Source organism: Apilactobacillus nanyangensis, assembly GCF_016861915.1.
GTDB lineage: Bacteria > Bacillota > Bacilli > Lactobacillales > Lactobacillaceae > Apilactobacillus > Apilactobacillus nanyangensis.
Genome location: NZ_BOLX01000001.1, coordinates 24,935 through 39,777, shown reverse-complemented (window position 1 = coordinate 39,777; position 14,843 = coordinate 24,935). Strand labels below are relative to the sequence as shown.

The 14,843-nt window shown below is 37.2% G+C and carries 1 protein-coding gene; it reads right to left on the bottom strand.

Features of this window, described 5'->3' with window-relative positions; genetic code table 11:
• Window positions 1-77 precede the first annotated feature (77 nt).
• The gene (locus tag JUD45_RS00050) at window positions 78-14,669 is read right to left on the bottom strand and encodes a DUF5776 domain-containing protein (protein WP_203619411.1); all 14,592 of its coding nucleotides are present in this window, start codon (window positions 14,667-14,669) and stop codon (window positions 78-80) included.
• Between the last annotated feature and the right edge of the window lie 174 nt (window positions 14,670-14,843).

Below are 14,843 nucleotides of genomic sequence, written 5' to 3'. Positions count from 1 at the left end.
AAATTTCTTAACTTTTATAATTATTTCTATAGTATGTACAAAAAAGCACTGGAAGATTTCCAGTGTTTTTTATTTAACTATTTAAAAATAGCTTTAACAAACGTCTTATTAGAAGTTACATATTCATTCTTACCTACATATAGACGAGTAATTCCGTGGAATTTAACAACTTTTCTAACCTTAAAGACTTCTCCTCTATATAATTTTCTTACATAGTTATGTTTACGGAAAGTCTTACTTGTATGGACTAATGCCCCGGTAGGCTTGATTATACGATACTTATTAAAGTGTTTCTTGTAGTATGCTCCTTGTACAGATTGACTAGCCGTTACTACTGCACCATTGCTCAAACGGTATCTAGGAATACGGTTTAAGTAATATTGAACACCCACAACTCTAAAGACAGTTGAATTATATCTTTCAGAATAAGCATACTTCTTAATTCTTGTATGACGTGTGAACTTAACATGGGTATGAGTGAAGATAGTACCTACATTGTAGATATATCTTGGCATATGTCTTCTCATTTCCTTCTTATACGTTGCAATATATGCGCGCGCATAACTTTCGGAGTGATGACTATATATATCCTTTGGAATGGCATGGCGTTTTAGTGCCATCTTCGTTCCATACTTAATACCAAATGTTCTTTGAATCTTAACTTCATGCTTTAATCCTTCTGTAAAGGTATAGCTATAAAGCTTATCTTTGCCCAAAAGATCTTTAGCAGAAAGCTTTTTGTTTTTCTTAAGGGTTCTCTTAGCAGCTTCAATTCCCTTTAGATAACCATTGTATCCATTTACAAAAGCTGCACTTTGATTCTTAAGAATATCACGATGCTCATAAGTATTTCCTTGAGATGCAAGTCTCATACCGGCAATACCATCTTGAGCAAGTTTGTAACTTGCTTGGTAATATTGATTGGTTGATTGTTCATTCTTATTGTATAAGGCATCATAGAAACCATCTTGAGCTTCATCATATTGTTGCTTGTATGCTTTTACAACTACAGGGTCAGTAATATTTGGCATTGGTTGACTATTCAAGAAATCAGTTGGCGCTGAAGTATCCGTTGGAATACTTGCTTTTCCTTTATTAAATGCATAGCTGTAAGCAATATCATAGTCAGTATTTGGTGTAGTTGGTTGATCACTTCTTTGGTTATAACCGTTGTTATATCCATCAAGGACAGCCGCATATACATCACGATATGATGTTGGGTCACAGCCAGCAGGAACAGGAATATCATACAGATTAGCAGGAACTGATTTTTTAGCCTTGGCATCTGTCACAGCATTGTTAATCGCTGCTTGTGCAGTTGTCAAACCAAGTTGGTAACTACGATCAGTGTTTGATGTATTTGGTCTGTTATCTACAGTATCTTGAATTGCTTGCAAAATTTGTGTTGCCTTATCACGACCTGCAACGGATGCAGGAGTGTTAGCAGTTGAATCAGTATCGTTTACACCATGTAGTTTATCTAGGAAAGCATCGGTAGCATCTGAATAACCTTGTGATTCAGCCTTTTGAGCTGCACCTGATTTACCACTATCTGGGTCAGAAGTTGGATCAACTACTAATGCAGCATCTGATCCAGATTTGGCCTTAGCAACACCATCTTGGTATGCCTTCTTAAATGCATCACGGTAAGCAACCGACTTATCCGCCATATTAGTATTGATGTAGTTATCTAAATCATCATTACTAATCATGTTCTTAGCATCAGAAGTAGAAGCTTGTTTGTATCCAGCAATTGCGCCATCATATGCATCGTCAGTTGGACCCACATTGGTCTTAGGAGCACCTGCTCCTTGACTAACAGCAGTGTTATAACCAGCATCTGCTTGTTGTCCGTATTGCCTACCTGCTAAATATGATGGGTCATTTGTGATTGAAGCATTTTCAGGAGCAGTAGTTCCCGCTAATGCATCATCATGTCCTGCCTTAGCACGTTGAGCAGCAGTTTCAGCTACTCGTCCCAATGCAGATTCATCAGGTGAACCGTAATCTGAAATATCAGCCATCGTCTTTCCAGCTTCGTAATCAGATACACCAGCATTTACGGCAGCTTGAATCTTAGCTAATGCGTTTTGATAAGCCTTATCGTAAACGCCATGAGTATCATTAACACCAATCTTTGCAGCAGTTGAACTTGCTTGATTATTGTTATTCACATAATCACTAATTGCATTTTGTACAGCTAAATAAGTTAATGATGGATCATCAAAATTATTAGAGTATTTACCAGATGGATTATTGTCTTTTAATCCATTGTCAAATGCTGTCTTATTAACATCATGAGCATCTTGATAAAGTGTTTTAGCAATTGAATTGCCATTGTAATCAGCACTATTATCTTGCCCACCGACGTAGTCTTGAGCAGCTTTCTTTGCAATTGCTTGTGCATTAGCTAGCGCAGCAGCATAAGCCGCCTTAGCAACAGGATCATTGATTACGTCAACCTTGTGGTTGTATGCAGTAACTCCAGATGGGTCAACATTGTTGTATGCCATCTTAGTTGCAAAGTAAACCTTTCCGGCAACTGTACTTGGGTCATATTGGCTATCCTTATCAGCTGAGTTTAATTGTGCATCAGACAATGCTTGACTCGCTTCAATCAATCCACGGTTTTTAGCCTTGTCAGTTGAATTAGTTGGGTTAGCAATTTGATATGAACCGCCTTGAGCACCCTTAGTTGGGTCTTGGTTATTATTTGCAAATAAGGATTGTGCACCTTGAATAGCACTTGCATTGGCGTCATCCATTGCTTGCTTGTAAGCAAGTTGATAAGATTTTGGCTTACTACTAATGCTTGATGGATTATCATCAGTTTGCCCATTTTGACGACTTTGAATTGCATCCATTGCTGCTTGATTACCTTGTTTATCAGAGTATGAAGCGTTTGAACTTGATCGATCGTTTTGGCCATTTTCACCATTTGTCATACCCATCTTAGCTTGTTGGCCTGATGTATATGCATCAGCTAAAACTTGAGGAGCTTGATAATTTGTATTATCAGAATTGTTAAACCCTGCAGTAATTGCATTTTCAGCATCAGTTTGGCCCTTTTGAGTAAATGGATTTACGTCTACGCTATTATCTGTAGGATCAACAGTTGATTTAACCCCTTTTGCATATTGTGCTTCAAACGAATCAACAGCTTGTTTGTATGCTTGTTGATATATGTTATTTCCGGCTACACCATCTGGATAACTTGTATCTGTGGAATTTGGATTATTTAACACAGAATTCTTAGCAGCATTGATTGCGTTATCTAAGTTGCCATCACCAGTAGTTTGTGGTGATTGATTATTGGTATTGATGTCGTTAATTCTACCCAAGACCTTATCAGCTAACTGTGCACCTACACTTTGAGCTGAATTTGGATTTTGGGTCTTAACGCCATCTCCCTGAGTTAATACTTTGGTAAATTCAGTATTAGCATCATTGAAACCAGTAGCTCTCGCAGCTTGTGATGATGGAGATTGGTTAATTGAAGTCACATCTGGACTTGATTTACCAGCATTAAAATCATTAATTCCGTTAGAGTACTGTGTTTGCAATTGGTCCATGGCGTGTTTGTAAACAGTTTGGTAAACCTTATTGCCATTTGCAGTAGTATCACTAGCAGCATGGTTAGTGTTAAAGTCCGAAATAGCTTGGTTGTATGCACTGTTAGCTTGTTGAGAACTTGTAGTATCAGATGGTGAATTATTGGCACCACTTTCAAAGTTTTGTTCCACTTGATATGCAGCTTGGCCAGCATTATATCCGGTCATATAGCTTGGATTATTTGGTTGTGATGGAGTCGCAGAAGCTTTGTTTCCATCAGCAAATCCGCTGCTTGCATTGTCAAATCCACTACCTTGAGCTGTATCAGCAATTGCTGGGGTATTAGTATCTTTATTACCTCCAGCCAAGAATGTGTTAGCACCTATTGCAGCATTGTTTGCAGCTTGTTGTTGAATCTTACTGTAAACGTCAGCCTTAGCAAGTGCATCTTCATCCCCACTAGGAACATCTGTACCTTCGTGACTAGTATTACCATTAACGCCATCGTTATAAGCATCATCAGCGATTTGTTGATAATTTCCATTTTGGTCCGAACCATTAGTCTTACCGGTTAATTCATAATTTGAAACTGCAGTTTCCATTGTATTTGCTGCAGAAACACCATCTTTGAAACCAGGAACTGTGCTTTGCGTGTCTAAACTTGAATTACTTTCTTTATTACTATTTTCGGTATTATAACCATTCATAAAGTTTTCATATGCCGCTTGAGTAAGTTTACTTTCAGCATCATTGCCAGTAAGGTTAGGGTTTGAATTCTTCTTAGCATCAGCGATACCGGTACTAATATAACCTTTAGCTTCGCTCATAGCTTTACTATACGCTGCCTTAAAGACATCACTCGCATTTGATGGAGCACCGTTAGAATCAGTCTTACCATTTAAAGCATCTTGGAAAGCCAGTTTAGCACCGTTTTGGGCATCAATTTGATTAATGCCAGTGTTCACATTATTTGGATCAACTGTTCCAGTAACATCTGACTTGGCAGCGCTGTAACCGGAATTAGCATCAGTTTTCCCTTGAGTATAAGCAGAATTTTGAAGTTTATTAGGAGTGTATTGCGAATCACTTGCGTTTAGTGCATTCAACGCTCCTTGTTTAGCTGCATTAGATTTATCACTTAACGCTTGCTTATATGCATCATCATAGATTGGGTTACCAGGATTACTTTCGTTATTTCCTTTGTACGCGTCCATAACAGCTTGATAAGCTAATTGTTCTGAAGTAGAAAGTGGATTGTTGTTATTGTTAGGATCAGTGGTTGGAACTGAATCCGTTTGAAGATGCTGGTTTGCAAGTTCGATACCCTTTTGAGCGTCGTTATATGCGGTAACACCAGCTTGATATGAAGAGTCATTAGCTTTCTTTTGATCCTTGCTATTATTTTTAGAAGCATTATATCCAGCTAAAGCGTCGTCATAAGAAGATTGAGACAATTGAGAAGCACTATCACTACCAGTAGGTCTCGAATCACCTTGAATGAATGCATTTTGACCATTAGTAGTTAAAGTTGTACTAATGTTCTTTCCTTGATTGTATGAAAGTTCGTAAAGTAAACTTTGTCCATCCATAGAAGTAGTTTTATTCTTAGATGCATCGCTTATAGCTTGTTGTGCAGCATCATTACCATTTTGTGTAGAGATACTTTCTGCAGTGTTCTTTGATTGTCCATTATTGGCTTCGTTAACACCGTTTTTAGCATCTATACCCATTTGGTAAACATCAGATAGTTCTGTAGGTATTTGACTACCATTAAATCCAGCCTTAATTGTTTTACTTGCATCGTTTTGCCCTTTATCCATAAAGGTATCATCAGGTGCATCATCAGCTGGTTTAGTTGTTCCCTGGGTAACATTTTTTACCCCTTGGTTATAATCAGCCTTAAAGGCATCAACAGCCGCTTTGTAAACTTGTTGAGCAAGTGGTGTTATTACACCTTCTGGATAACTAGTATCTGGTGAAATAATTGGATTTGACTTAACTGTATCCCTTGCTTTGCTAATAGCAGTATCTAAATCGTCTTGACCCGTAGTAGCTATTGAGTTATTCAAGTTCTTGGCTGAATTAATTGAATCAATGACTTTTTGTCCAAGTTGATATCCTGTATCTTGCGCAGTTCCAGCTGGATGACTGTAGTTGGAGTTATTATTCATTGCAGCATTAAATCCAGCACTAGCATCATTGAATCCTTGATTAATTTCATCTTTATCATACTTACTACCGGATAGTGTTGGCACACTCTGTCCACTTGTGAACTGAGAAACTCCAGTCTGGTATTGATTTTTCAATCTGTCAACAGCATCAGTATATGCTCGATTGTAAGCTACATTCTTTGCCTTAGTGGAATCGGCTGAAGCAGGTGAAGTTGGATTTGCTTTAACGGCAGCAGCAGCATCTTGATATCCAGCTAGTGCTTGATTAGCACTATCAGGATCTAATGATTGTTTATTATCGTTATTTTGAATGTTATTTTCAACATCCTTAACTGCCCTTGCTGCGTTAAATCCGGCGGTATATGATGAATTGCTAGTTTGAGAGTTGGATTCACTATTCATTCCATCATTAAATCCAGCACTAGCATTATCATATCCCTTACCTTCAGATGTACAAATTCGGCTAGTACTATCATTGTTTCTTCCTGATCCATTGATAAATGATTTTGCACCTTTTGTTAATGCATCACTAGCCATTTGCCATCCAGCATTATATGCATCGGGTAAGTTATTTGCATGGTTAGCATCATTATCAGTTGAATTGTTTTGACCACTATTGGCATCTCTAAATGCGTTGTTCATCACATCGTAATCTTTTTTAGCTCCATCATCCAAATTACTTTCGCCTTGGTTATTTTGAATAGCAGTCTTTGCACTCTGTAAATCTGTTTGAGATTGCAATTGTAATTGCTTCATTTCTTGTTGATAAGCAAGTTTAGTAAGTACATCATTTGTACCACTTAAATTAGTAGAAGCACTATTGTTATTCTTATAATCATTTTGAGCTTGTTTAATTGCATCCGTAATTTTACCTTGAATTGATTGTGATAATGAGCTTCCAGCAGGTTGGTTCACTGATGTAACTTCATTTGTTGGATCAGTCGTTACCGTAGCGTTAATAGCTTGGATAACCTGATCCGCTAATTGAGTTCCCTGATTATTAGCATTATTAGGACTTGTAATAGACTGAATAGTATTATCCTTAACGTCCAAATTATTGTTAATTTCTGCCTTAAATGCATTTTGGACATCATTAAATCCATCAGATACTAATGTTTGTCTACTTGAATCCTTATAATCGCTTGTTGATACTGTACCAGTTGGATTATTAATAGCTTGAGAAACACCATTTTGATATGCATTTTGACCATCAACGATTGCTTGTTGGAATCCTGCATTATAAACAGGATTCGTTGAGCTTGAAACAGGCATACTGTTAGGACTGTTTTTTAACTGATTCATAGCTTCTACATAACCAGTTTTAGCATTGTTGTAGTCAGTGGTATCAGATGGATTTGAAGAAGAATTATTTTCTTGATCACTTATAGCTTGTTTAGCAGCTACTGCCGCATTAAAACCTTTTTGATATCCAATATCTGTTGACTGAGTGCTTTGACTTTGAGAAACTAATCCATCTTGGAATCCTTTACTTGCTTGATCAAATTCACTATCAGAAAGACTATTCTGTAAGTCTGAGCCACCGTTCTTTGAACCCCCATTTAAGTAGTTTTGAGCACCATTATTGGCAATATCTTCGGCAGTTTGTAAGGCACTAGGATACTCATTATCGTATACCTTTTTCTGAGTACTATCAGTTGCTTGGAATGGTGCACCTGGGGTTCCATTCTTAACGTTATTGAAAGCAGCAAGAACAGCTTGCTTAGATGCTTCTTGAGTAGCGTTAGTAGTTGTTGAACCATTATATGCATCTTGTTCTCCAGCTAATTGATCTTTAGCCATTTGTACCCCTGCTTTATACGCAGGGCTTTGGTTATCTACAGATACATCAGATTGTGGGTTTTGTTTTAGCGCTAGTTGTTCTGCATTATATCCATCAGAAGCTTGTTTCCATCCATCTTTAGCTGCTTGTCCAGCGGTAGTAGATGTATCTGTTGGTTGATTATTTTCACTAGCAAATGCTGATACACCGTTGTTTTGGCCAGATAAAGCATCTTGTTTAACTTTATTAAATGCATCTTTATAAGATTTAGAATTTGTATCTACACCTTGATTGTTAGATGGAGTACTTTGTGATGGATTAACTATTTGTTGATATGCATCTTTAGCACCATAATATGCATTTTTGGTATCACCTGAAAGAGCCGAAGTATCACCAGATGCAGCTGCCTGCAATCCATCATGCAAGCTCTTTCCTTGATTATAACCTAGTGTATAAGCACTATCAGAAGTATTCCCATTGGAAGCACCTGTAATTCCTTGATTATAACCATTTGTTGCATCATTAATACCTTGTGCATAGTCAGGATCCTTTGCCTGGATGGTTTGGTCAATTTGACCATTTACATAATCTTCTGCACCTTGTTGAATTCTACCCGCCTTTAATCCTTGAGCATAACTAGCAGTATAGATAGATGAAGTATCATTTGATTTTTTATTAGTTGAAGATGCTGGTGTTTGATGTCCATCCTTAAATCCATCAATAGCAGCGCTGTATGCTTTGCTGTATATTGCTGAATCTACTCCGTTAGGTATAGTTGAAGGTTGCGCAGATGCGTTTGAATTTACTTTAGCAGCTGCAATAGCATCCATAGTTGCCTTTTCTTGACTGTATGCATATTTAGTCAAAGCAGACGATGAGCTTGAAGAAGTTGGCATTGATTGACCGCTCTTAGCTGCTAATAATGCATTCATAGTATCAGCGTATCCATTGTCGGACTTGCTTGTAGGATTATTGTTTCCAGCTAAGAAATCAGCTACTGCTTCTTGATAACCCTTAGATAAATCTCTACCAGCTTGGTATCCATTAGTTGCATCAACTCCGGTTGCATTATTGTAACCAACCTGTTGGTCTGAGTTGGAAGGATAACCGGAACCGTTTGAGCTATTTAATCCTGCGTCAAATCCAGTTGCAACTTGGTCATAAGCATGATCATATATTGCCTTTGTGGCTGTATTCGATGCATTTGATACATTTGAATCATTATTGGCAACGCGGGAAGCATCTTTAGAAACACCATTTGTCATGTCATCTCTTGCTTGTTTATTTGCAGCGTTAGCCTTGTCAACTTCTAGGTTATATGCTTTTACATAATCAGCTGAATGAGTTGAATCTTGGTTAATATGGCTTTGTGGTCCATTGTCATAAACGTCCTTTAGAGCTTGAGCAGCACCCTTAAATGCATCATCATTATTAGTGTTAGCTATAACATCTGGATTATCATTGTTTTCTGCTGTTGATACATCATTATTGAATTGGTTTGCTTTTGCATAACCTAAGTCATAGTTAGGATCATTATTAGAATTATTTTGAGTTCCTGATTGTCCATCTTTATAACCATTATTAATGGAATCATATACTGCAGACCATGCTTTATCACTTGCACCATTTCCAGAGAATGGATTACCTGATCCTGTTTTAGCAGCATTAATTGCCGTTTGTTGACTTGTATCTTTTTGAGCATTGGCATCATCAAATGCTTTATTGTATGCGTCTTGGTAAGCTCTTGATTGACTGGACAAATTAGTATCTTTGACAGCAGTTTGTGAACCGGAATCTGCAACAGATTGATATGCAGCCTTAGTTGCTTCAAATGCAGCTTTTTGTTGTGGGTCAGATGGTTCATTTTGTGTTACATCATTCAGTGCCATTTGAGCACCAGTAGATTCGTTTTGTTTCAACAATTGACCTTTTTGGAAACCGGTTGATTGAGTATCAGCATTTGATGCATTGTTATATCCATCATTTACATCCTTAATTCCCAATGAAGTAAAGTAATCATTACTTGATGCACCTGATGAACTAACTGCAGAACTTACACCGTTAGAATAGTTAGTAGCAGCTTGTGAACCAAGTGTTTGACTAATATCTTGATATAAATTGCCTTGAGAGCTTTGACTATTAGTGTAGTTCTTTCCACCTAACGAAGACACGGTTGCGTTAAATACATCGTTAGTAACCGTTGTTGGGTTAGCACTTCCAGAAGCACTTGCAGATCCAGACTGTGTTTCGTCTTGACTCCACGCTGAAGCGACGCTACTGTATGCAGCGTATCCTAGACTATAGTTTGTGTCAGATGAAGCAGATGATGATTTAGCTTGTGCAGCTTTAAATCCTGATTCTGCAGCCGAGAAGCCAGCTTGGAAGGCTGATCCACTTGGCATAGTTTGGTTAGCTAGATAATCATTTGCTCCAGCCAATGCATTTGCAGCATTTTGTTCATCATTTACACCACCGTTAAATCCTGCAGTGTATTGTGCAGTCGCAGATGAGTTTACTTGGTTCGCAGAGGGGACAGAAGTAGAAGCACTTGCTGCTGATGAAGCAGCTGAGTATCCACTAGAGTGTCCAGCAGCAGCATCATCATAACCTGTCGTATATGGTTGGTCAGTAGCAAGAGAACTATGTTTTGTCAAATAATCGTTAGCACCAGCATCAGCACGTGCTGTGATGTATGCACTATTATATGACTTATCATAGTTAGGGTCCGAATTACTATTATTATAATGTGTTCCCTTTTCATTAGCTTTAGCTCCAGAATTACCATCTTGATAACCATCAATAGCAGCTTTATATGCATTTAAATATTCTTGTTTTGCACCAGCAGCAACGTTAGAAGGAATAGATGCAGGAGTTTCTGATAGACTATTAACGCCACCATTTGAACTTACATTTCTAGCATTAGCCACGGCGTCTGCAATTCCTTGGTTATAAGCTGTCTTTGCATCATTATAACCTTGATTATATTGAGGTTGACCAACTGTAGAAGTTGAAATAGGATCATTTGCTGTTGGAATAGTGTCGCTATTCTTATCAGTATCTGAATCAAATGCATTCATACCATTAGCGTAAGCTTGGGATGATGCAACTAATGAGTATCCTACTTTTTCCATCGTGTTAAGGCCGGTATCTGATTGGTTCTTCAATGCTGTATATGCACCAATTTTAATGTATTGATATGCTGTTACATCTGAAGAGCTATCTGATGAGACTGAGCCTGGATTATGAATATCTAGATTATTAGCATCATTACTTGTTGCACCATTAGTTTTAGCGTTACTAATTGCTTGTTGCGCAGCATTATACCCATTCTGAGCAAATGTCACGTTATTCATGTGGGCTGCAGTTGATGATGGATTTGTTGTTGAAAGTCCACCATTAATAATTGATTGTGCATAGTCAAACCCTGCAGATTCAGCTTTATCTGAGTTTGCATCAGGATTATCAGCTTGTTTATCAACAGTTAAAGCATTTTGATAACCGGTATAAGCATCACTATAAGCAGATTGTTGACCACTTGTTAGTTTTGAAAATCTGTTTCCGGTTGAGGATGCAGTTGAAGTCGAAATTGAACCTGCTTGTTCATCCTTAACAAATGCAGAAACACCTTGAGCATCTGATATAGCTTGAGTGGTTGCGTTTGTATTTGGTAAATTATTTTGACTGATGAAGTTTTGTACTGCAATTGGTGTACTTAAATCACCAGTACTTGATAAAGCAGATTGGTATGCACTGTTATATTCGTTTTGAGCTTGAATGTATTGTGACTTAGCCGGATCAGTCAAATTACTACTATTGTTCTTGTTAAATTGAGCATCTCTCAAACCAGATTGATATGCTGCTTTTTCAAATCCTTGAATAAATGCAGCTGGGTTTGAAGAACCAATATAACTTGATAACTTAGAGTAATCTGTGATACTAGGATTACTCATAAATGCTTGATATCCAGCTTGCACACTACTATAAGCAGCTAAGTAGTCACTATTAGTTTTAGTACTAAATGGTTCACCATCTTTACTTGCGGTATTACCATTAACCATATCCGCCAGTGCATCATTTTGACCTGATTGAAGATTAGATAGGTTACCACCAGCAACCTGCATGTCACCATTTGAATCTTCTGTAACTTGTTGACTCCCACTAGATTTATAACCTTCCACAGTTGTTGAGTAATTATTTGGTCCTAAAATAGTGTCAACCGTATTGATACCATAATGAAGTCTCATTCCAACATAAGTAGTATCAACTCCACTAGCAAATGTATAGCTAATTGGAATAACACCCCCACTATATCCTTTGGTATCCGCGGTTTGCACATAAGTATTTGGGTCTGCTTTAGAGTAGCTATCAGAAATATTAGAATTGGCTACTTGGGTTAATTGATTGTAAGTTGTTTGAGGAGAACTTGAAGAAGCTACTCCAACATAAATAGGAGTTCCTGAAACTAGTTCTTCATAATTTGACAATTTAGCATATCCTGTAACGGTCGTGTATCCATTATTTGTCGTCTTAGTTAGTGTTCCAACAAAACTAACAGCTGGAACGTTTAAGATTTCCAATGAATTCCCATTAATATTCCCAGTAACGTTATTACCATTTAAATCAACACCAGAATACGTGGTACCACCTGATCCTAATTCAAATTTATATAGATATTGCTTAGTCCCATCGCTTTGTTTAATCGCAACAGTATAAGCAGCAATTTCTCCAGATTTAACTAGGCCAGACTGACCAGATGTTGTTTGGAACATTGGAACGGCATTACTCTTTAAGAAAATAACATGATTATCACCAACAGAGTTAATGTTGATTGGTCCATAATATGGAACATTATAAGTAGAATCAGAATTTGTAACCCCTACTTTTAAGTTACCATTAGATCCAACGTTAAAGTTACCCAATCCAACATTATTGATAAGACCGTTGTATACAGATTGATGGCTATTATATGAATACCATGATGTTACATCAGGTACTGAATCCATTAAAACCTGTAAAACACCACCATTAATAACATTAATTTGCGTTTGGTTTGACCCTTGTAGGTCAATTGGTTGGTTATAGTATCCAGAAATACCATTATATCCCTCATAGTTAAGAGTTCCACCATCAATGTTAATATTTACTTGGGCATTAGAATAAACTGCTCCACCAAATAAATTAAGTTGGTTATTATACAATTGAGGAATAATATTTAATGTCGCATTTTTACCGATATTTAGAGAAGCGCCTGAATTTTTTAGCCAGACTCCCCAAGTAGAACTATCAGCAATTGTTGCAGCCCCACCATTACCACCACGAGGAATCAATGTCATTTTAGCGTTTTGGCCAATTGTAAAATTACCAGTGGCAACAACGTTGGTTCCACCTAAAACTGGTGAAGTATTTCCAAAATAATGAGAATTATCTTGCAAAATAAAGTTATTAACTTCTAGATTTTCTTGGTTTCCGCCACCTTCGATGGGAACGTTACTTTGGAAAGGAGAAGTATAAGTAGCATTTGAATTAGTGGGAACTAACACGTTAACATTTCCACTGAAATAAGTATCATTATTATATGAACTTAACAACTGAGGACCAACGTAGTTAATGTTACTAAAGTGTAACGCAGCACCACTTTCAGCACGGAATGTACCAAAATAGTTAGCCCCGTACACGGTTTGGAAATTTTGTAAGTATACGTCTAAAGAGCCACTTCCATTTTTATTGACTGTATAGTTATTACCATGAAAATCAACCATGTGGTTTTGACCGTCCACAGTAAGAGTTGAGTAATTAGTGTTTACAGTCCCATCGTTTTCACCGTTAGTGGCATTAGTCATATCAATATCATTTGCAATACGAACAACATTAATGCCGGAAGCCACATTACCACCAACTGTGCTTGGTGTTGTATTACCCGTCATAATAGATGAATATTGTTGTCCATTTTGTACATACACAATTCCTTGTGCAGCTTGGTTTACAACATCATTAAATCCTTGATTATATGCTGTTGTTCCGTTTGTGCTCTGAGCAACTGATGTATTACCGTTGTAACTATTAGAAGTAAAGTATGCATTCATCGCGTCCCTGGCACCACGGTATGCTTGATCATATGGATTACCACTATTACTACTATTTGATTTCAAATAGTAGTCTTGTGTGCTTCCATTAGATCCTGCGTAAATTCCTTGCCATTTACCGCTTTCAGCATCCGCCATACCTTGTTGGGTTAATACGTATGTGACCGCTTGTGAGTATGCGTTCAATAGTCCTTGAGCATTGTTAAATTTGCTTTTTTCACTAACGATGCTTGAATTATCGGCTGTAGGAATTATTATTTGTTGATTAGCATTATTAGCCTTAACAGATTGATTAGTAGCACTATCAAGTTTATTAGTCATTGTTGTTTCATATTTTGCGACTGATGTAGATGCATCTTGTGGATTATCCGCACCACCTTGATTTGTGTTATCTGCTGTAGTAACTCCTTGTGGAGTTCCGTCCGTAGTTGGGGCTACTGTGTTTTGTGATTGGTTATTTGAAGAATTTTGACCAGCAGATGCTGATTTTCCACTGGTCTGAGATTGTGATACTGAACTTGAATTATTAGAGTTATTGGAATTATTTGAACTATCTTTTTTAGTGACAGTATTACCATAGTAATTATAATCTTGAGTTCCAGCACCAAGGTTTTGAGTAGCTGAGTTGTATGCACTCATTGCAGCCTTCGCACCATCATAAGCTGCATTATAATAATTAGCACCATTACCACTGATGTTGCTTGATTGGTTGCTCTTATTATTGTAAGCATCAGTATAACCTTGCTTAATTTGGTTTGTGTAAGTCACCGAATCATCATTGTTATTATATGAGGTTACACTGCCAGCGTATGTTGTATTAATTGCTGGTTGAGTTGGTTGTACCGACTGAGTGTTTGATTGAGTAGCACCTGAATGGTTACTATTTGTATTATTAACAGATTGTTGATTATCTGTTGTATTATTTGTATTAGCTGAAGCTGATACTGAAGTGGTCATCATGCCATAAGCTGACGCACCTAAAAAAGCTAATGTAGCAACAGATACTACGACCCATTGTTTCTTAACTTTCTTCATGACTTTCTTGTCATTTATTTTATTAAATTGATTTTTGTTGTATTGCAAAAATATCATCCCCTAAAAAATGCAATCTACGATTCCGTTTGTACTTTTAGTCTTCCTGATGATAACACTCTTAAAGCTTTTTTAAAACTTTTTAATCTTTCTTATATTTTATTTGTTTTTATAAAAAAACATTAGATAAAAATAAAAGGAGACTCATCTTTCGACGAGTCTCCT